This window comes from Burkholderia ubonensis subsp. mesacidophila (assembly GCF_002097715.1).
GTDB classification, from domain to species: domain Bacteria; phylum Pseudomonadota; class Gammaproteobacteria; order Burkholderiales; family Burkholderiaceae; genus Burkholderia; species Burkholderia mesacidophila.
The window spans coordinates 144,959-166,715 of record NZ_CP020739.1 but is presented as its reverse complement, the minus strand read 5'-3'; the positions used below and the strand labels follow the sequence as shown (position 1 = coordinate 166,715).

Genomic DNA, 21,757 nt, shown 5'->3' with positions numbered 1-21,757 from the left:
CGGGCGCTCCCGCCCGGCGCGCCAATCCAGTCAAGGAGAGCAGCATGAGCATCACCCTCATCGAACCCGTCCAGCAATGCACGGGGATCTACCCGTCGTCCGACCTGATGATCGAAGACGGCTATCCGTCGACCGACGCGTTCCAGATCATCCAGACGCAGGACGGCCGCGGCGCGGGCGTCCGCGCGCTGAAGGCGGTCGCGCGCGGAAGGCGGATGGCGCGCGTGTCCGGGCAAATCACCGCGTTCTGCCGGCTGCACACGCTGCAGATCAACACCCACACGCACCTGTACGACCCGCATTTCAGCGGGCTGCTGCTGCATTCGTGCGATCCGAACGTGCGCCTCGACATGGCCGGCTTCGAGCTCTGGTCGCTGCGCGACATCGCGGCGGGCGAGATGCTGACGATGGACTACGCGTCGACCGAGGACGTGCTGATGCGCCAGTTCGAATGCCACTGCGGCGCGCCGAACTGCCGGCGCTGGATCACGGGCGCGAAGGAACTGCCGAATGAAACCGGGCAGGTGTTCCTGGCCGGATTGCAGACGCACACGCTCGTGTGAGCGGCGCGCGCCACCGCGCCCGCTTCATCAACAGAATGGGGAAACGCGTTATGGATGGCTTCATCGAACTGCAGGAACACGACCCGCGCCAGGTGCCTGTCCGTGGCCGCGCGTATCTCGCCGGCGCCGACAGCCCGCGCGTGCCGGTGACGATTCCGATCGCGAACGATCTGGCGCTCGGGCTCGCGCGCGCCGCCGAGACGCCGGCCGAAGCGGCCGCGCTCTGCCGCGCCGCAATCGACGCACGCCTGCCCGACACGGGCGCGCTGCTGTTCCGCGGGCTGCCGATCGCGGACCGCGCCGGCTTCGACGCGTTCATGCAGGCGCTCGGCTACGCGCCGCACAGCTACGACGGCGGCATCGCGGTGCGGGCGCGCGACGCGGGCTACGCACTCCTCGCGAGCCAGGAGGATCCGCGCATCACGATGGCGCCGCACAACGAAATGGCCTATCTGCCGAATCCGCCGCGCAAGGTGTTCTTCTTCTGCGCGGCCGCCGCGGACGCGGGCGGCGAAGTGCCGATCAACGACATCCGGCTCGCCGCCGGGCAGATCCCCGACGAGATTCTCGCAAGGTTCGAGCGCAGGCGGATCGGCTATCACCGTTATCTGCCGCGCGAATCGACGCCGACGCAAATCGGCTGGATGGACACGTTCGGCGTGCGCGACCGTGACGCGGTCGACGCGCTGATGCGCGACAAGGGCTACGACCACCGCTGGCTCGACGACGCCGGCCTCGGCTACGGCTACGTGCACGACGCGTTCCTCGACGACCCCGCGGGCGGCGCGCCGCTGTGGTTCAACCAGGTGACGGAGCTGAACGCGTCGTACTGGCGCAGCCATCCGCTCTTCCCGTCCGATTGGGACGAGGCGCGCTATCCGGCGACGACGACGTACGGCGACGGCGAGCCGATCGACCCCGAGCTCGTCACCGAGCTGCGCGCGGCACTGTGGCGCACGTCGCGCGCGGTCGCGATGCGGCCGGGCGACGTGCTCGTGCTCGACAACATCTACGTGCAGCACGGCCGCTTCGCGTTCTCCGGGCCGCGGCTGCATCTCGTCAGCCTGACCGACTGAGGTTTCAGATGGCATACCGAATCGATACTCCCGTCACGAGCGCGCAGCAGGACACGCGCCACCTGCTGCACCCGTGGGCCGACCTGACCGCGCTCGGCCGCGAGACGCCGACCGTCGTCGTCGACGCGCACGGCACGCGCGTGACCGACGCCGAAGGCCGCACCTATCTCGACGCGATCGGCGGCATGTGGTGCGTGACGGTCGGCTACGGCCGGCGCGAGATCGCGGACGCGATCCGCGACCAGGCGCTGCGCATGCCGTTCTACACGCCGTTCGGCGCGATGACGAACGAGCCGGCCGCCGCGCTCGGCGCGCGGCTCGCCGAACTCGCGCCCGGCGACCTGAAGCGCGTGCACCTGACCACCTGCGGCTCGACCGCGGTCGAATCGGCGCTGCGCTTCGCGCACTACTACTTCGGCGCGACCGGCCGCCCGCAGAAGCGCCACATCGTCACGCGCGGCGACGCATACCACGGCAGCACGTACCTCGCCGCGTCGGTGTCCGGCAAGGCGTGGGACCGCACGTGCTTCCACTATGACGACACGATCGTCCATCACCTGTCGTCGCCGAATCCGTACCGGCGGCCGGCCGGCATGAGCGTCGACGCGTTCTGCGCGATGCTCGTCGACGAGTTCGATACGCTGGTCGCGACGCTCGGCGCCGATCGCATCGCCTGCTTCATCGCCGAGCCGATCCTCGCGTCGGGCGGCGTGATCGTGCCGCCGCCCGGCTACCTCGCGGCGATGCGCGAGCGCTGCCGGCGGCACGACATCCTGTACATCTCCGACGAAGTCGTCACGGGCTTCGGCCGCGTCGGCCACTTCTTCGCGTCGCAAGCGCATTTCGGCATCGAGCCCGACATGATCGTCGTCGCGAAGGGGCTCACGTCCGGCTATCAGCCGCTCGGCGCGGTGCTGATCTCGGAGCGGCTCGTCGCTGCGGTGTCCGGCGAGCGCGCGTACGGCAACGGCGTGTTCACGAACGGCTTCACGTATTCGGGCCATCCGGTCGCCTGCGCGGCCGCGCTCGCGAACATCGAGCTGATGGAGCGCGAACGGATCTGCGAGCACGTGCGCGACGTCGGCCCGTACTTCATTCGCCAGCTCGAAACGTTGCGGCGCTTCCCCATCGTCGGCGACGTGCGCGGCGACCACCTGATGGCATGCATCGAATGCACGAGCGGCGCAGGCGCGACGGGCGCGGTGCCGACGCCGGCGGACATCGCGATCGCCCAGCGCGTCGATCGCCATTGCGAAGAGATGGGCCTCCTCGTGCGGCCGTACGAGAGCATGTGCATCCTGTCGCCGCCCCTCACCGTTACCCGCGCCGACATCGACGAGATCTGCGCGATTCTCGCGACGGCGCTCGAGCGCACGCAGCGCGAGCTCGCGGAATGCACACCCGTTCGCGAGGAAAGCGAGACATGCTGATCGACGGCATCTGCATCGAAGGTAGCGGCGAGCCCCTCTCCCTCGTCGATCCGGCCACGGGCGAGCCGCTCGCGTCGCCCGCCGCCGCGAGCGTCGCCGACGTCGAGCGCGCCGTCGCGGCAGCCGAAGCGGCATTCCCCGCCTGGCGCGCGACGACGCCGCAGACGCGCGCGAGCCTGCTGCTCGCGCTCGCCGACGAGATCGAGCGGCAGGCGGACACGCTCGCGCGCATCGAAAGCCGCAACACCGGCAAGCCGCTTCATCTCGTCGTGCAGGACGAGCTGCCCGCCGTCGCCGACTGCTTCCGCTTCTATGCGGGTGCGGCGCGCACCGCGAGCGGGCCGTCCGCGGGCGAGTACGTCGCGGGCCACACAAGCATGGTGCGGCGCGATCCCGTCGGGGTCGTCGCGCAGATCGCGCCGTGGAACTACCCGCTGATGATGGCTGCGTGGAAGCTCGCGCCGGCGCTCGCGGCCGGCAACACGGTCGTGTTCAAGCCGTCGGAGTGGACGCCGCTGTCGATCGTCGCACTCGAAGCGACGCTCGCGCGCCTCTTTCCCGCGGGCGTCGTCAACGTCGTGCCCGGCGACGGCGCGACGGTGGGCCGCGCGCTCGCCGCACATCCGCGCGTGCGGATGATCTCGCTGACGGGCTCGGTCGAGGCAGGCAAGTCCGTGCTCGCAGCGGCAGCCGGCAACCTCAAGCGCACGCATCTCGAACTCGGCGGCAAGGCGCCCGTCCTCGTGTTCGACGACGCCGATCTCGACGCAGTCGTCGCCGGCATCCGCTACGCGGGCTTCTACAACGCCGGGCAGGACTGCACCGCCGCGACGCGGATCTACGCGCAGCGCGGCATCTACGACGCGCTCGCGCGGCGGCTCGCCGACGCGGCGCTCACGCTGCGCGTCGGCGCACCCGATCGCGCAGACGTCGAGATGGGACCGCTCGTCAGCGCCGCGCATCGCGCGCGCGTGGAGCGCTTCGTACAGGAGGCGGCCGCGCTGCCGCACGCAACTGTGCTGTGCGGCGGCGCGCCGCTCGACGGCCCCGGCTGCTACTACGCGCCGACGGTGATCGCCGGCGTGCGGCACGAAGACGCGCCGATGCGCCGCGAAGCGTTCGGCCCGGTCGTCACGCTGACGCCGTTCGACACCGAATCGCAGGCGCTCCGGTGGGCGAACGACTCCGAGTACGGGCTGGCGTCGTCGGTGTGGACGCGCGACGCGGCGCGCGGCATGCGGCTCGCCGCATGCATCGAGGCGGGCGTCACGTGGGTGAACGCGCATTTCACCTACACGTCCGACATGCCGCACGGCGGGACCAAGCAGTCCGGCTATGGCTCCGATCTGTCGATGCTCGGCCTTGCCGACTACACGCAGCCGCGCCATGTGATGTGGCGGCATTGACGCGCCCGGCGCATCGCGCGGCGCGTGACTTCCAGAACCCGACCCAGACGATTCCCATGACCCCATCCCTTCCTTCCCGCGAGCTCGCCGCGGCCGTCGAAGCGGCCGTCCTGTCGCTCGCCGGCGACGTCGCCGGCCGCACGTTCGACGCGTCGGCCTCGGAGCGTCCGCTGCACACGCTGGGCCTCGACTCGGTGCAGCTCGTCGAATTGTCCGGATGTCTGAACGATTACTACGGCCTCGATCTCGATCCGACGCTGTTCTTCAAGGTGCACGCCCCCCGCGCGATCGCCGCGCATCTGATCACGCAGCACGCGGCCGAGCTTGCACGCAAGCACGGCGTCGAGATCGAGAGCGATGCGAACGCGGCGGCCAGCGCATCCGCCGCTGCACCCGGCAGTCGCGTCGAAATCGACGATGCGCATGACGACACCGAAGGCGACGTCGCGATCGTCGGCATGGCGGGCATCTTCCCGCAATCGGCCGACCTCGACGCATTCTGGCGGCATCTCGCCGCGGGAGACGACCTGATCGCCGAAACGCCGCCGTCGCGCTGGGACTGGCGCGCGGCCGACGGCGAGCCCGCGTCGCGCTGGGGCGGCTTCATTCCGCGGATCGAATATTTCGACGCCGCGTTCTTCGGCATCTCGCCGCGCGAAGCCGAGCAGATGGACCCGCAGCAGCGCCTGCTGATGCAGACCGCGTGGGCCGCGCTCGAAGACGCGGCGGTCCGCCCGTCCGACCTGACGGGCAGCGACGCGGCGGTGTTCGTCGGCGTCAGCACGTCCGACTACATGGCGCTGCTGCCCGGCGCGGACGGCCATCTCGCGGTCGGCAACGCGCACGCGATGCTGCCGAACCGGCTGTCGCACCTGCTCGGCACGCACGGACCGAGCGAGGCCGTCGACACCGCATGCTCGAGCTCGCTCGTCGCGCTGCACCGCGCGGTGCGCGCGCTGCGGCGCGGCGAGAGCAGCGTCGCGATCGTCGGCGGCGTCAACGTGATGCTGACGACGCGGCTGCATCGCGCGCTCGCCGCCGCCGGCATGCTGAGCCCCGACGGACGCTGCAAGACGTTCGACGCATCGGCGAACGGCTATGTGCGCGGCGAAGGCGTCGCGGCGCTCGTGCTGATGCCGCTCGAGCGCGCACGCGCCGGCGGGCATCCGGTGCGCGCGGTGATCAAGGGCAGCGCGGTCAATCACGGCGGCCGCGCGGCGTTCCTGACCGCACCCGACGTGAACGCGCAGGCCGCGCTGATCGCGGCCGCGTATCGCGATGCGGGCGTCGACCCCGCAACCGTTTCGTACGTTGAAGCACACGGCACCGGCACGTCGCTCGGCGATCCGATCGAAGTGCAGGCGCTGCGCCAGGGCTTCGACGCGTACGCGCGCGAGTGCGCCGATGCACACGCGCCGGCGCGCTGCGGCCTCGGTTCGGTCAAGACCAACATCGGGCACCTCGAAGCGGCGGCGGGCCTCGCGGGCGTCATCAAGGTCGTGCTTGCGATGAATCGGCGCATGCTGCCGCCGAGCCTGCATTGCCGCGCGCTGAATCCGTATCTGAAGCTCGACGACAGCCGCTACCACATCGTCACGGAACCGACGCCGTGGCCGGACGCAGCGACGCCGACGCCGCTGCGCGCGGGCGTCAGCTCGTTCGGCTTCGGCGGCTCGAACGCGCACGTCGTGCTGCAATCCGCGGATGCCCGACCGATCGCGCCGGCGAGCGCGTCCGATGCGGCCGGCCCGCTCGCGTGGTTCATCCCGCTGTCGGCGCGCACCGGCACGGCGTTGCGCGCGCGCGCCGCGCAACTCGCCAGCTGGCTCGATGCCGAGCGTGCCGACGACGCGTGGCTGCCTGCACTCGCGAAAACACTGTCGGTCGGCCGCGATCCGATGGCATGCCGCTTCGGCATCACGTGCGCATCGCTCGACGCGCTGCGCACGCAGCTCGCGATCGCGCTGGGCGGCCCTGCCGATTCGCTCGTGCGCGACGACGCTCGCCTGCAGCCGCACGCGAGCGCGCACGCGGCATGGCTCGCGGGCGGGTCCGAGCCGCTGCCGGCCGCATGGAACGAAGCAACGCCGCGCATCCGGTTGCCCGTCTATCCGTTCGAAGGCGAGCGGCACTGGCCGATCGACGAAGCCGCGCCGACGCGCTTCGCGCTCGCCCCCGACGGCGACGGCGCGTACCGGCTGTCGATCGCGCCCGACGCGCCGCTCGTCGCCGACCATCGGCTCGCCGGCGAGCCCGTGCTCGCCGCCGCCGCGCAGATCGTGATCGCGTGGCGCGCGTTCGAAGCGGGCGCGATTGACGCGAACACGACCGTCGCACTTCACGACATCGAATGGCTCGCGCCGATCGCGGTCGGCGCGCCGACCGATCTGCGCGTCACGCTTGCTCGCGACGAGCAGGTCAACGCCGACGCACGATTCGCAATCGCCGTCTGCCCCGCCATCGATACGCCGCTTGGCCACGGATACGCGACACAAATCGCAAGCGCGCCAGCCGGCGCATCCGCGCTCGACCTCGAAGCGATCCGCGCGCGCTGCACGCAACCGATTTCGGCCGATACGTGCTACGACGCGTTCGCCGCGATCGGCATCGATTACGGACCGACCTTCCGCCCGCTTCGCGCGATCGCGGTCGGCCGCGACGAGGCGCTCGCCGAATTCGACCCCGCGGCGCTCGCGAACACGGCGGGCGACGCGCGCATCGTCGCGCTGCTCGACGGCGCGTTCCAGGCGATTGCAGGCCTGCAACTCGCGGACGCGGGGCGCATCGAAGGCGCGCTCCTGCCCGCGGCGCTCGCGCGCATCGCATTGACCGGGCCGGTTGCAGACAGCAGCCACGCCTGGATCCGCGAAGTACCGAACGAAACCGACCGTCGCACGTTCGATCTCGATCTCGTGACCGCGAGCGGCGCATCGTGCGCGTCGCTGCGCGGCTTTGCACTTGCGTCGGCACGAAGCCAGACCTCGCGCGAAGCGCCGTGCCTCTCGGAGCCGGGCGACCATCTGCTCGCGCTGCAATGGCTGCCGTCCACGGCGAATGCGACAAGTACCGCCTCGCCCTCCCGGCGCAACGGTACGTTGACCGTACTCGGTGGCACGCCGGCCCAGCGCGCCGCGCTCGCGGCGACGCACCCGACGACGCCGCGCCTGATCGACGACCTCTCCGAACTCGACGCGCATATCGATCATCTGGTCTGGCTGCCGCCCGCGCCCACGGACGCGAACGCGCCGCTCGCGCGCTGCGCGGGCCTCGACGGCTTCCGTCTCGTCAAGCGGCTGCTCGCGCTCGGCGTCGGCGATCGCGCATTCGAACTGACGGTGCTGACCGTCCGCTCGTGGACGATGCCGGGAGACGCACCCGCGTTCCCCGCGCACGCGGATCTCGCAGGACTGTGCGGATCGCTTGCGAACGAATATCCGCATTGGCGGGTGCGGCTCATCGATCTGTCCGACGCCGACGCGCTGCCGTCCGACTGGCACACGCAGGACGCCGAAGGCGGCCATCCGCTGCTGCTGCACCGCCACGGCCAATGGTTCGCGCGCCGGCTCGTGCCGCTCGCGGCGTTACCGTCGCCCGCCGAGCCGCCGTATCGACCGGGCGGCGTCTACGTCGCGATCGGCGGTGCCGGCGGCATCGGCCGCGTGTGGAGCGAGCACGCGATCCGCGCATGCGGCGCGCAAGTCGTATGGATCGGCCGACGGCCGCTCGACGCGCAGATCGACGCGCACTGCGAAGCGCTCGGCGCGCTCGGGCCGCGCCCGTCGTATCTGAGCGCCGACGCGAGCGACGCCGGCAGCCTGCGCGCCGCGCGCGACGCTGTGCTCGCGCGCTTCGGCCGGATCGACGGCGTCGTGCACACGGCGATCGTGCTGCAGGACGGCGGCCTCGCGCTGCTCGACGACGCGCAGTTCAGCGCGGCGCTGAACGCGCAGGTCGCGACGACCGCGAACCTCGCGCGCGTGTTCGGCGAAGACGCGCTCGACTTCATCCTGTTCTTCTCGTCGCTGCAAAGCGCGTTCGTCGCGGCGGGCCAGAGCAATTACGCGGCAGGCTGCGCGTTCCGCGACGCGTTCGCCGACTGGCTGCGCACGCAGGTGCGATGCGCGGTCAAAGTTGTGAACTGGGGCTACTGGGGGCAAACGGGCGTCGTCGCGTCCGACGCGTACCGCCGGCGCATGGCCGCGCTCGGCATTGGCTCGATCGAGCCGGCGGCCGCGATGGCGGTCGTAGACGCGCTGCTCGTCGCGCCCGTCGACCAGGTCGGCTATCTGAAGACGATCGCGCGCGCCGCGGTGCCGACGCTCGCGCCCGCGCTCGCCGCCCGCATCGCGTCGCATACGGAGGCGCTCGTCGATACGACGCTGCCACGCGTCGACGCAACGGGCGACGGCGCGCAATGGCAGCACGCGCTCGCGTTGCTCGATCGTGCGATGGCGCGCCGCCTGTTCGCGGAACTCGGCGCGCTGCACGTGTTCGGCGACGGCGATGCGCCGGGCGACCACAGGTTCGACCTCGAGGCCGCGCTGCGCGCCGGCCGCATCGCGCCCGCGTACCGGCGCTGGCTCGCCCATGCGCTGACGCTGATCGCGCAACACGGCCACATCGCGTGGGACGGTCGAACGGGTCGCATCGCCGACGCTCCGCCATCGCCGGAGATCGCGCGCACCGAATGGACCGACGCACGCGCCGAGCTCGAACGCACCGCGCTGCTCGATGCCCACCTCGCGCTCGCCGACGCGACGCTCGACGCGCTGCCCGCGATCCTGCAGGGCAGCGTACCCGCGACGTCGATCCTGTTCCCGGACGGCGACCTGAGCCGCGTCGAAGCCGTCTATCAGCGCAACGAGCAGGCGGACCGCTGCAATCGCGCGCTCGCCGATGCGGTGCTGCACCTGGTCGGCCGCGCGCCGGCCACGCAACCGGCGACGCTCGCGGAGATCGGCGCGGGCACGGGCGGCACGACCGTGCCGCTCCTCGCGGCGCTCGACGCGAGCGGCGCGCAGCTCGGCCGCTACGACTTCACCGACATCTCGAAGGCGTTCCTGCTGAACGCCGAGCAGACGTTCGGCCGCGGCCGCGATGTGCTGCGCTACCGGCTGTTCGACGTCGAGCGCCCCGTCGCCGGGCAGGCGCTCGACGCCGGCGGCTACGACATCGTGATCGCCACCAACGTGCTGCACGCGACGCAGGACATCGGCATCACGCTGCGCAACGCGAAGGCGCTGCTGAAGACGGGCGGTCACCTGATCGTCAACGAGCTGCTCGACACACACGGCTTCGCGCACGCAACGTTCGGCCTGCTGCCGGGCTGGTGGCGGCATCGCGACAGCGCGCGCCGGCTGCCGGGCAGCCCGCTGCTGTCGCGCGACGGCTGGGCGCATGCGTTGCGCGAAGCCGGCTTCGCGGTGCTCGGCGGCGACGCGGCCGACGCTGCGCCGGCGGGCCAGGGCGTGATCGTCGCGGTCAGCGACGGCGTGATCGTGCAGCCCGCGATCGCCGACGCACGCGACGATGCCGACTCGCGCGCAAGCGCTGCGCACTTGGCCGCGCCGGCCGAATCGGCCGAATCGGCGGCGCACGCGCCCGCGGCATCGCCGGCCGGCGCGAACCTGCGCGAGCGCTGTGTCCAATGGCTCGCGCAGCTCGTCGCGCGAACGCTGAAGATGCCGGCCGGCAAGCTCGCGCCGGATCAGCCGCTCGGCCATTATGGCGTCGACTCGATTCTCGTGATCGGCCTGACGAAGACGCTGCGGGAATCGCTCGGCGTCGCGCTGTCGAACGCAACGCTGTTCGAGCACGCGACGCTGAACGCGCTCGCCGACTTCTTCGTCGCCGAGCATCGCGTCGCATGCGAGCGCGTGCTCGGCAGCGACGCGACGGCCGCCGCGAATGCGTCGCCGGCGGAACGCGCGGTCGTGCAGCCGGACGCGACGCTCCCGCACGCGCGCCCCGCGACACCCTTGAGCGCCGACGACACCGCCATCGCCGTGATCGGCATGTCCGGCCGCTACGCGCTGGCGGACAACCTGCGCGAGTTCTGGGCGAATCTCCGCGCGGGCCGCCACTGCATCACCGAAGTGCCCGCCGAGCGCTGGGACTGGCGCACGCACTTCGACGCGGAAAAAGGCGCGCCCGGCCGCACATACAGCCGCTGGGGCGGCTTCCTGAAGCAGATCGACCGCTTCGACGCCGCGTTCTTCCGGATTGCGCCGAGCGATGCGGAGCACATCGATCCGCAAGGCCGCCTGTTCCTCGAGGAGTCGTGGGCCGCGATCGAGGACGCCGGCTACACGCCCGCGACGCTCAGCGCGAGCCGCCAGGTCGGCGTGTTCGTCGGCGTGATGAACGGCGACTACCCGACGGGCGCGCAGTTCTGGAGCATCGCGAACCGCGTGTCGCACGCGCTCGACCTGCACGGCCCGAGCCTCGCCGTCGACACCGCGTGCTCGTCGTCGCTGACCGCGATCCATCTCGCGCTAGACAGCCTGCGCGGCGGCACCTGCGACTGTGCGCTCGTGGGCGGCGTCAATCTGATTCAGCATCCACGGCATCTGGTCGGCCTGTCGTCGCTGACGATGCTGTCGGCAGGCGACGCGTGCCGCGCGTTCGGCGCGGGCGCGGACGGCTTCGTCGACGGCGAAGGCGTCGGCGTGCTCGTGCTGAAGCCGCTGTCGCGCGCGCTCGCCGACGGCGACGCGATCCACGGCATCATCCGCGGCAGCATGATCAACGCGGGCGGCAAGACGCACGGCCTCACGGTGCCGAACCCGCGCGCGCAGCAGGCGGCCGTCGGCGCCGCGCTCGCGCGCAGCGGCGTGCCCGCGCGCGCGGTCGGCTACATCGAGGCGCACGGCACCGGCACCGCGCTCGGCGATCCGATCGAGTTCACGGGCCTCACGCGCGCATTTGCCGACGCGACCGCCGATCGCGGCTTTTGCGCGCTCGGCTCGGTCAAGTCGAACATCGGCCATTGCGAAAGCGCGGCGGGCGTCGCAGGCGTCACGAAGGTGCTGCTGCAGATGAAGCATCGCGAGCTCGTGCCGACGCTGCACGCGGACGAGCCGAATCCCGACATCGATTTCGCGCAATCGCCGTTCGTGCTGCAACGCGCGCTCGCGCCGTGGCCGAAGCCGGATCTCGCCGGATGGCCGCGAATCGCGGGCGTGTCGTCGTTCGGCGCGGGCGGCGCGAATGCGCACGTCGTGCTCGAGGAGTTCGTCGAGTCGCGCGTCGCGACCGGCGACGACCACGCCGGACCTGCGATCGTCGTGCTGTCCGCCGCAACCGACGACGCGCTGCACCGCCGCGCGCAGCAATTGCACGCGGTGCTCGCCGACGGCGAGGTCGATGATGATTGTCTGCACGATCTCGCCTATACGCTGCAGGCCGGGCGCGACGCGATGCCTTCGCGTTTCGGCTGCGTCGTCGGCTCCGTCGTCGAGCTGCAAGCGGCGCTCACCGCGTTCGTCGAAGGCGACACATCGCGCGGCTGGCACGCGCATCGGCTCGCCGGCGACCGCCACGGCCTCGCCGAGCTCGACGCCGATCCCGAGCTGCGCGCGTCGCTCGTCGATCAATGCATCGCGACCGGCAAGCTCGACAGGCTCGCGGCGCTCTGGTGCCAGGGGCTCGGCGTCGACTGGTCGGCGCTGCATCGCGGCCGCGCGCGCCGGCGCGTGCATCTGCCGACGTATCCGTTCGACGGCCCGCGCTACTGGCTCCGCGACGATACGACGCTCGCTGCCGAACCCGTGCGCGAATCGACGACCGATAGCGCGCCTGCAACGCACGGCGCAACCGCCGCCCTGCCGGGCACGTCGACGTCCGATGTCGCCACGCTCGTGCGCCGAACGGTCGCGCAGCTGCTCGGCTATCCGGACGTCGATATGAGCGAGTCGTTCCTGTCGCTCGGCGGCGACTCGATCCGCGCGGCGCGCGTGCACCGGTTGCTGCAACAATCGCTCGACGTGAAGATCCCGTTCAGCCTGATGCTCGAAGCGCAGACGCTCGCAGAATGCGCGCAAGCGATCGATGCGCTGCTGACGGAGAAGGGACGCTCGACTGCGACCGGCATCTCGTCGGACAGCGCGTCTTCGAACGGCATGCCGATCGCCGGCGCGTCCCCGCGAGCATCCGCACCGCAGCCGCGCCCGGCCCCCGCGCCGCGCGACGCTCGCCCGCGTGTGCACACGCTGTCGTCGAACCAGCAGCAGTTCTTCTTCCTCGACCGCCTGAACCCGGCGAACCCGGCGTTCAACCTGCCGGGCGCGCTGCGCGTGCGCGGCGAATGGCATGACGACGCGCTCGAAGCCGCGTATCAGGCGCTCGTCGATTCGCACGACGTGCTGCGCACCCGCTTCGTCGTGCGCGGCGGCGAGCCCTGCGCGGAAGTCGCTACGCACCGCGCGGCGACGATCAGCCGTCACGATCTGTCGGCGCTGTTGCCGAAGCATCAGGCCGCACGCATCGCCGAGTGCCTGACCGAATCGAGCCGCGAAGGCTTCGCGCTCGACCAGGGCGAGCCGAGCCGGCTGACGGTGCTCGAATTGCGCGACGACGACCATGTGATCCTGCTGAACCTGCATCACATCGTCGGCGACGCGGTATCCGTCGTCGTGCTGCTCGACGCGCTCGCGCGCGCCGCGCTGACGGGGCAAGCGTGCGCGCCGAACGGCGCGCAGCCGCAATATGCGGAATGGGCCGCGCGCGAGCGCGAGGCGTTGCCGGCGACGGTCGAGCGCGAACTGCCGTACTGGCTCGAGCGCCTGCGCGACGTGCCGCCGCCATTGCCGCTGCCGTGCGACCGCGCGCGCCCCTCCGTGCCGAGCTATCGCGGGCAGAGCGTGCCGCTCGCGTTCCCGCCGGAACTGACCGCGCAGCTCGACGCGTATTGCAAGGCGAACCGGCTGTCGCGCTTCGTCGTGATGCTCGCCGCGTTCAAGGTCGCGCTGCGCGTGCTGTCGGGTCGCGACGACGTCGTCGTCGGCAGCCCCTACGCGAATCGCGCCGACGATGACACGGCCGACATGATCGGCAGCCTCGCCTACGCGCTCGTGCTGCGCACGCGACTCGGCGAGGCCGAGACGTTCGCCGACGCCCTCTCGCTCGTGCGGCGCACCGTGCACGGCGCGTTCGACCATCTCGGCGTCCCGTATCCGCGACTCGTCGAGGCACTGAAACCGGCGCGGCACGGCGGCGCGAATCCGCTCTACCAGATCATGTTCAACATGATCCCGATGCCAGCGCTGCCCGACGGCGTCGAGCCCGTCGAAGTCGATTCCGGCTGGCTCGACTACGACCTGTTCGTGCGGCTGCGCGCGTCGGATCGCGCGATCGAGGGCGTGCTGCAATTCAGCGCCGACCTCTTCGATCGAACGACCGCCGAGGCGATCGCCACGTATTACGTCGAGCTGCTGCGCACGCTGCTCGCGCATCCGTCGCTGCCGCTCGCCGGCCTCGCGCTGCCCGCCGAGCTCGCGCGCGAACGGACGATCGCGGACGCGATGCCGCCGCTGCGCATCGAAATCGCCTCGACGTTCACCGACCGCCCGCTCGCCGGCACGCTGCGCTACTGGGGCACCGCGACCGGCCAGCCGATCGAGCCGAACTTCGCGCCGTACGGCCAGCTGTTCCAGACGCTCTACGATCCGTCGACGCCGTTCCACGCGAATCGTCATGGGATGAACGTCGTGCTCGTTCGACCGCGCGACTGGCTGCGCTACGGCGAGGCGGACGATGCCGAAGCCACCGGCGACGCAGGCGCGGCAGCCGGACGGATCGCGCGCCATGTCGACGAGCTCGCCGACGCGCTGAGCGACGCGGCGCCGTCGCTCGCGGTGCCGGTCCTCGTGCTGGTGCTGCCGGACGATGCCGCGTCGCTCGCTGCGCGCGATGAATGCACCGATGAACGCACCGACAAGCGCGACGGCGACTCCACGATCGACTCGTCGCTCGCCCCCTACCTCGCGCTCGCTGCCGCACTCGCGGATCGGCCGTCGATCACGGTTGCGCACTGGCGCGACGTCGCCGCGATCTATCCGGTCGCCGACGTGTTCGATCCGCACGCGGACGCGGCGGGCCACGTGCCGTTCACGAGCGAGTACTACGCGGCGCTCGCGAGCTACATCGCGCGCGTCGCGTACCAGCACGCGTCCGTGCCGCTCGACGACGCATGGAACCGGCTCGCCGCGCACATCCGCGACGATGCCGAGCACCTGCTCGCCGCGCCAGCCGATGACGCGCACGAGCGTCGTGCGCCGTACGCGCCGCCGACGAACGACGCGGAGGCGACGCTCGTGCCGATCTTCGCGACCGCGCTGAAGCTCGACGCGCTCGGCATCGACGACAACTTCTTCGACTGCGGCGGCCACTCGATTCTCGCGATCGGCGTCGTCTACCAGATCAACGAGGCATTCGGCACGTCGCTGTCGGTCGCGGACATCTTCATGGCGCCGACCGTGCGCCGCCTTGCCGAGCGGATGCGCGACGCGCCGGACGGCCCCGAGTACGTCGACCTCGCGAGCGCGGCCGTGCTGCCCGACGACGTCGCGCCGCTGCCCGCGCCGGCGGCCGACACGCCGCGCGCGCTGCTGCTGACAGGCGCGACGGGCTTCGTCGGCCGCCATCTGCTGCGCGAACTGATCGACCGCACCGACGCGACGATCTACTGCCTCGTGCGCGCGACGGACGCTGCGCAGGGCTTCGCGCGAATCCGCGCGACACTCGAACGATGGTCGCTGTGGCGCGACGGCGACGACGCGCGCGTGGTCGCGGTGCCGGGCGATCTCGGCCGCCCGCGGATCGGCCTGTCGGCGGCGGATCGCGCGCGGCTCGTCGCCGAGGTCGATGCGATCTATCACAACGGCACCAGCATGAACCATCTCGAATCGTTCGAGATGGCGCGCGCGGCGAACGTCGACGGCGTGGTCGAGCTGCTGCGGATCGCGACTGAAGGCAGGCCGAAGACGTTCAACTACGTGTCGACGCTCGCGGTGTTCAGCATGCGCGAGCGCACCGGCACGCACGTGTTCGCCGAATCGGCATCGATCGACGCCGAAATGCACCCGTCCGACCAGGGCTACACGACCAGCAAATGGGTCGGCGAGCAGCTCACGCATCTCGCGGCCGCGCGCGGCGTGCCGTGCAACGTGTTCCGTCTCGGCCTCGTGACGGGCGACGTGCGGCACGGCCATTACGACGAGCAGCAGGCGTACTACCGGCTGCTGAAGAGCTGCGTGCTGATGGGCGCCGCGTTCGACGATTTCCGTTACGACCTCGTGATCACGCCGGTCGACTACGTCGCGCGCGCGCTCGCGCATCTCGGCGCGAAGCATCCGCGCGGCGGCGGCGTATTCCATCTGTCCACGATGCAGGTCACGCCGATGCGCACGGTGTTCGAGATGATGAACGCGCATCTGCCGACGCCGATGCGCATGCTCACGCACCGCGCGTGGATCGACGAGCTGCGCGTGCGCTACCGGCGCGGCGACGTGCAATCGATCGTGCCCGTCGTCCAATGGATGATGAACATGAGCGACGCGGAGCTCGTGAAGCTCGCACGCGAGCGCGAGGAAACGACGTTCATCTACGACTGCACGGCGACGCATCGCGAGCTCGCGGAAGCCGGCATCGTCGTGCCCGTGTTCGACGACGCACTGCTGCAGCGCTACCTGCGCGGCATGTTCGACGACGACGCGGACCTGCGCGCGCCCGCCGCCCGGCCGGACGGCGAGCGCGTTTCTCCCCTTCACTCCCACACGTGACAACCATGAACGATCTCATCTATCAAGACGAACATGCATCGCTGCAGCCGCTCGAAGGTCTCACCGTGAGCGTGATCGGCTACGGCATCCAGGGCCGCGCGTTCGCCGCGAACCTGCGCGACAGCGGCATCTCCGTGCGCGTCGGCAACATCGACGACCATTACTTCGAGCTCGCGCGTGCGGAAGGCCATCGCGTGACGAGCATCGCGGAAGCGGTCGCGCACGCGGACATCGTGCTGCTGCTGATCCCGGACGAAGCGCACGGCGGGGTGTTCGACGCCGACATCGCGCCGAACCTGCGCGAAGGCGCGCTGCTGTGCGTCGCGCACGGGCACTCGCTCGTGCAAGGCGAAGTGCGCCCGCTCGCCGGACGCGACCTCGCGATGCTCGCGCCGCGCATGTACGGCGACCCGATCCGCCGCTACTACCTCGCCGGGCAGGGCGCGCCCGCGTATTTCGACATCGTCGCGGATCACACCGGCCGCGCGCGCGACAAGGTGCTCGCGATCGCGCGCGCGGTCGGCTTCACGCGCGCGGGCGTGATGGCGCTGAGCTACCGGCAGGAGACGTTCCTCGACCTGTTCCAGGAGCAGTTCCTCGCGCCCGCGCTCGTCGATCTCGTCGAGACGGGCTTCCAGGTGCTCGTCGAGCGCGGCTTCAACCCGAAGGCCGCGCTGCTCGAAGTCTACGGCTCGGGCGAGATGGGCAAGATGATGCTCGACGGCGCGGACATCGGGCTCGACGAAGTCGTCGCGCTGCAAGGCTCGCCGACCTGCCAGGTCGGCTATCACCGCTGGCGCGGCCGCACGCTGCCCGCCGCCGTGCGCGAGCTCGCCGCGCGCGTGCTCGACCAGATCGACAGCGGCGACTTTTCCACATACCTGAAGGAGCACGCGGCGAACGACTACGCGTCGCTCGACGAGGCGCGCCGCGCGGTGCTGAAGCGGCCGCTCAACGTCGCGCACGCGGAAGTCCGCGCGGCGTTCCGGTTCCCGACCGAGGCCGCGAACGGGCTCTACCAGGCGCCGACCGAGGCCGCCGACACCGAACCGGAGATCGCGCGATGAGCGCCCGGCGTCTCTACGTCGGCGCGACGTTCACCGCGTCGCCGCTCGATCCGCTGCTGCGCGCGCAGGGTTTCGACGAGGTTGCGTTCACGCGTTACGGCCAGCTGCTGCAAGCGTTGCTCGCGCCCGATCCGCAGCACGCGGACGACGCGACGCTGCTGCTCGTGCGGCTTGCCGACTTCGTGCGGCACGAAGTGAGCGACCGCGCGCAATCGCCGGACGCGCTCGCCGCACTGCTCGCGCAACGCGCGGATGCGTGGCTCGATGCGCTCACGTCGTTCGCCGCCGGCCGCGCGACGCCGCCTCGCATCGTCGTGCTGCCGTCGCCCGCGCTCGACGCGCACGGTGCGGCGCTCGCCGACACGTGCCGGCGGCTCGAACACGCGCTGCACGACCTGCCCGGCCTGCACGCGTTCGATTGGACCGACTTCGTCGCGTCGAGCGCGATCGCGCAGCCGTTCGACCCGGTCGCGGACAGGCTCGGCCACGTGCCGCTGACGATCGACGGCTTCGCGGCGTTCGCGCGCTGGCTCGCCGAGCGTCTGCATAGCGAAGCCGGTACGGTCGGCGCGTCGACCGGCGCACCGACCGGCGCACCGACCGGCGCCGCGGCGCCCGGTACCACAGCGCCCGCGCCTTCGCTCGCCCGCTTCTTCGAGCGCCTGCAACTGCGCATCGCGAGCGTCCCGCTCGACGACGAGGCGGCGCTCGCGAAAAGCGCGCGCCTGAGCCATACGGCCGCGACATTCCACCTGAGCGGCCACCCGTATCTCGAAGCCGACCTGCTCGATGCGACTTCGCGCGACGCGTGCGGACTTGCGCTGACCGTCGCCGACCGCTTCGGCCAATACGGCTGCAGCGGCTTCCTGCTCGTGCGCAGCGACGCTGGCCTGCCCGTCCTCGCCGAATTCGTGCTGAGCTGCACGGTGCTCGGCAAGCAGGTCGAGCACGGCGTGCTGCTCGCGCTCGCGCATGCGGCGCAACGCGCCGCGCTGCCGGCCGTCGCGCTCGACACGATCCGCACGGACGGCAACCAGCCTGCCGTCGACTTCATCGACGCGATCGCCGCGCAAGCTGGCGTCGCCATCGATCGAAGCGGCCCGCGCGCGCGGCTGCGCATCGCGCCGTCCGCGCTCGCCGATGCGGTGCTCGCTTGCGCCAAGGCGCCGCAAGCGCTCGCGGCGACCGCGCAGGCACTCGATCTGGCGCCGCTCTTCTCCCGCTCAACCGCTTCCCTGGCCACCCATCGATGAACGCAAACCTCGACGCCTTCACGCCCGCCGGCGCCGCGCCGACCGCCGACTGGTGGGCGCGCGACCGGCTGCACTATCGCGACGACGTGCTGCACTTCTGCGGCCGCAACGTCGCCGAGCTCGCGGCCGCGTTCGCCGAACCGGTGTTCCTGTACGACCCGCAGCGCGCGGTCGACAACGTCGCGCACCTGCAATGCGCACTCGGCGGCCTGCAACGCGGCGACTTCCGCATCCATTACGCGATGAAGGCGAATCGCTTCCGCCCGCTGCTGTCGGAGCTGCGGCGCTCGCCGATGTTCGGCATCGACGTGTGTTCGCCCGAGGAGCTGCGCGAGGCGCTCGCGTGCGGCTTCGCGCCGGCGCGCATCTCGTACACCGCGCACGGGATGATGCCGGACGAAGCCGAGCTCCTCGCCGCGCTGCCGGACGTGCACGTGAACTGCGACACGCTGAGCGCGATCGCGCTGCTCGGCAGCCGCTCGCCCGGACGCGAGATCGGCCTTCGCGTGAACCCCGGCGTCGGCATCGGCTACGGCGACAGCGAGCGCCTGAGCTATGCGGGCGCGACCGTCACGAAGTTCGGCATCTATGCGGAGCAGTTCGGCGCGGCGCTCGCGCTCGCCGCGCGGCACGGCCTGACCGTGACGTGGCTGCATTGCCACGCGGGCTGCGGCTATCTCGATCCGCAGCTCGCATCGTTCGAGCGCGTGCTCGATGCGCTCGACGCGTTCGTCACGCGCGTGCCGGGGCTGCGCGGCATCAATCTCGGCGGCGGGCTCGGCCTGCCGCATCGCGCGACCGACCGGCCGCTCGACCTCGAACGCTGGCGCGCGGCCGTGCACGCGCGCTTCGGCGCCCGGCCGCTCGCGCTCGCGATCGAGCCCGGCGACTTCATCGCGAAGGACGGCGGCATGCTCGTGCTGCGCGTCGCCTACGTCGAGCTCAAGCGCGACCGCCGCTTCGTCGGCCTGAACGGCGGCTTCAATCTCGCGATCGAGCCGGCGTTCTACGACCTGCCGTGCGAACCCGTCCCGTGCGTGCGCCGGCCGGGCGCCGCGCAATCGGTGTGTCTCGCCGGCAACATCAACGAAGCGCTCGATCTGTGGAGCAACGACGTGAGCCTGCCGCCCGTCGAGCCGGGCGACTTCGTCGCGCTGCTGAACGCGGGCGGCTATGCGTCGTCGATGAGCTCGAACCATTGCCTGCGCGGACAGTTTCGAGAGCTCGCGCTGTTCGACGCCGCGCCGCACTGATCTCAACCCCAACGACAAGGAACCCCAGCGTGTCCTCGTTATCCACACAATTGAGCGCGCTCGGCAGCCGGATCTTCACGAGCGCGCCGTTCGGCCCCGGCGTGTCGATGCAGAATCTCGCCGAGTGGTCGTCGCTCGCGCACGTCCAGCTGCTCGGCAAGGTCGCCGCCGAGTTCGGCGTCGACATCGACATCGAAGAAGCCTATCGGCTCGACAGCTTCGAGCGGCTGCTGCAATACATCGAGCGGCAACGCGGGCCGGGCGGCGACGCCCCGCAGGCATCCGCGACGCCGGACGCGGCGGCCGGCCTGGCCGGCACCGAGCCCGACACGATCGGCGCGCTGCTGCGCGCGCGCGCCGACACGCTGCCCGACCAGCCGTTCCTGTTCTTCCCCGCCGACGATCGCAGCTACACGTATCGCGCGTTTTACGGACTCGCGCGCGCGGCCGCCGAAACGCTGCGCGAGCACGGGCTGCGGCGCGGCGACCGCCTGTCGGTCGTGTTGCCGAACGGCCCCGAGTTCCTCGCGTACTACTTCGGCGCACATCTGCTCGGCGTCGTGTCGGTGCCGGTCAATCCGGCGTTGAGCGCGGCCGAGTGCGCGTACATCGTCCACAACAGCGGCGCGAAGCTTGTCGTGTTCGACCGGCGCATGACGCATCTGCGCGACGCGGTGCGCGCCGAGCTCGGCAGCAGCAACGGCGGCGATAACGTCGCGCGCGTCGCCAGCGCGGACGACGCCTCCGGCTTCGGTCTCGAAGCGCTCGCGGCCGCGCATGCGTCGATCTCGCCCGATCCCGATCTCGCGGCCGACGACGACGCGAGCATCCTCTACACATCCGGCACGACGGGCCACCCGAAGGGCGTCGTGCTGTCGCACCGCAACCTCCTGTCCGACGCGCGCGCGCTCGTCGACTGGTTCGCGTTCGAGCCCGGCACGCGGACGATGTGCATCCTGCCGCTGTTCCACAACAACGGCCAGGTGATCACGCTGCTGTCGCCGCTGATCGCGGGCGGCAGCTCGGTGATCCTCGAAGGCAAGTCGGCGCTGCCGTCGTTCTGGAAGCTGGTCGACACGTATCGCGTGAACTGGACAAGCGTGATGCCCGCGTTCCTGTCCGCGTTCCTCGAATACGGGCTGAAGCGCACCGACGACACGCTGCGCGGCATCGTCTGCGGCGGCCAGGTATTGCTCGACGAGGTGCGCAACCGCTTCGAGAGCGAATACCGCGTGCCGGTGTTCGAAGGCTTCGGGCTCACCGAGACGACGTCGTTCGCGACGATGAACCGCCATCCGGCCGAGCGCCGCCGCTTCGGCTCGATCGGCGTCGCGCTGCCGTGCAACACGCTGCGGATCGTCGATGCGGACGGCCGCGAGGCTGCGGCGGGCGAAACGGGCGAGATCCTGATTCGCGGCGACAACGTCGCGACGCGCTACCACGCGCGCGCCGAGCTGAGCGCCGAGCGCTTTCGCGACGGCTGGCTGCATACCGGCGACTACGGCTATTGCGACGACGCAGGCAACTACTTCTTCGCGACGCGCGTCGACGACCTCATCATCAAGGGCGGCGAGAACATCTACCCGGCCGAGATCGAGAACGTGCTGCACGGCTGCGACGACGTCGTCGAATGCGCAGCGCTCGGCGTGCCCGATCCGATCCTCGGGCAGGACGTGTGCGTGTACGTGAAGCTGCGCGCGTCGTCGACGCTTGGCCGTGACGACGTTCGCCGCCTGTGCGAAGGCCGCATCGCGCATTACAAGTGCCCGCGGCACGTCGTGCTGCTGAACGGGCTCGACGATCTGCCCGAGCTGCCGAAGGGCCCGACGCGCAAGATTCTCCGCCGCAAGCTGCTGGAGCATTTCGCGACGCTGCGCGAACGGGAGCATGCGTCGTCCAGCGACGCGGTCCGGCCATGAAGGAGGCGCC

Annotated in this window: 9 protein-coding genes; all 9 read left to right on the top strand. The window is 71.1% G+C overall.

The genetic code is table 11. The annotated features are described in order from the left end of the window. Window positions 1-44 precede the first annotated feature (44 nt). From B7P44_RS33105 to B7P44_RS33065, 9 genes are read left to right on the top strand one after another with little or no spacing between them, the layout of a single operon-like run. A complete protein-coding gene (locus B7P44_RS33105; RefSeq protein WP_084910261.1) occupies window positions 45-563 on the top strand; it encodes an SET domain-containing protein-lysine N-methyltransferase in 519 nt (172 codons plus the stop codon). 50 nt (window positions 564-613) lie between these two features. Continuing rightward, complete coding sequence (locus tag B7P44_RS33100; protein ID WP_084910260.1) at window positions 614-1,639, top strand: TauD/TfdA family dioxygenase; 1,026 nt, start codon at window positions 614-616, stop codon at window positions 1,637-1,639. Between the two features lie 8 nt (window positions 1,640-1,647). Beyond that, window positions 1,648-3,069, top strand: coding sequence for an aminotransferase (locus tag B7P44_RS33095; protein WP_084910259.1), 1,422 nt, complete (start codon window positions 1,648-1,650; stop codon window positions 3,067-3,069). After that, window positions 3,063-4,475, top strand: a complete 1,413-nt coding sequence (locus B7P44_RS33090; RefSeq protein ID WP_084910258.1) for a gamma-aminobutyraldehyde dehydrogenase — start codon at window positions 3,063-3,065, stop codon at window positions 4,473-4,475. The genes B7P44_RS33095 and B7P44_RS33090 overlap by 7 nt, the downstream gene beginning before the upstream one ends. Before the next feature lie 56 nt (window positions 4,476-4,531). Further along, a complete protein-coding gene (locus B7P44_RS33085; protein WP_084910257.1) occupies window positions 4,532-16,255 on the top strand; it encodes a thioester reductase domain-containing protein in 11,724 nt (3,907 codons plus the stop codon). Between the two features lie 5 nt (window positions 16,256-16,260). Further along, complete coding sequence (locus B7P44_RS33080; protein WP_084910256.1) at window positions 16,261-17,322, top strand: NAD(P)-binding domain-containing protein; 1,062 nt, start codon at window positions 16,261-16,263, stop codon at window positions 17,320-17,322. Beyond that, window positions 17,319-18,575 (top strand): fkbH domain protein, encoded by a 1,257-nt coding sequence (locus tag B7P44_RS33075; protein ID WP_084910255.1) that lies wholly within the window; start codon window positions 17,319-17,321, stop codon window positions 18,573-18,575. Before B7P44_RS33080 ends, B7P44_RS33075 begins: the two co-directional genes overlap by 4 nt. Further along, window positions 18,572-19,828 carry a type III PLP-dependent enzyme domain-containing protein gene (locus tag B7P44_RS33070; protein ID WP_084910254.1) on the top strand — a complete coding sequence of 419 codons (1,257 nt, stop codon included), beginning with the start codon at window positions 18,572-18,574 and terminating at the stop codon, window positions 19,826-19,828. Before B7P44_RS33075 ends, B7P44_RS33070 begins: the two co-directional genes overlap by 4 nt. Before the next feature lie 29 nt (window positions 19,829-19,857). Further along, on the top strand, window positions 19,858-21,747 hold the full coding sequence (locus B7P44_RS33065) for an AMP-binding protein (RefSeq protein WP_084910253.1): 1,890 nt from the start codon (window positions 19,858-19,860) through the stop codon (window positions 21,745-21,747). Window positions 21,748-21,757: the final 10 nt, after the last annotated feature.

Excerpts from the sequence above, each read along its gene's own strand:
- B7P44_RS33080 (WP_084910256.1), top strand. The coding sequence starts at position 16,261 with ATGAACGATCTCATCTATCAAGACGAACATGCATCGCTGCAGCCGCTC.
- B7P44_RS33090 (WP_084910258.1), top strand. The coding sequence starts at position 3,063 with ATGCTGATCGACGGCATCTGCATCGAAGGTAGCGGCGAGCCCCTCTCC.
- B7P44_RS33105 (WP_084910261.1), top strand. The coding sequence starts at position 45 with ATGAGCATCACCCTCATCGAACCCGTCCAGCAATGCACGGGGATCTAC.
- B7P44_RS33100 (WP_084910260.1), top strand. The coding sequence starts at position 614 with ATGGATGGCTTCATCGAACTGCAGGAACACGACCCGCGCCAGGTGCCT.
- B7P44_RS33070 (WP_084910254.1), top strand. The coding sequence starts at position 18,572 with ATGAACGCAAACCTCGACGCCTTCACGCCCGCCGGCGCCGCGCCGACC.
- B7P44_RS33085 (WP_084910257.1), top strand. The coding sequence starts at position 4,532 with ATGACCCCATCCCTTCCTTCCCGCGAGCTCGCCGCGGCCGTCGAAGCG.
- B7P44_RS33095 (WP_084910259.1), top strand. The coding sequence starts at position 1,648 with ATGGCATACCGAATCGATACTCCCGTCACGAGCGCGCAGCAGGACACG.
- B7P44_RS33075 (WP_084910255.1), top strand. The coding sequence starts at position 17,319 with ATGAGCGCCCGGCGTCTCTACGTCGGCGCGACGTTCACCGCGTCGCCG.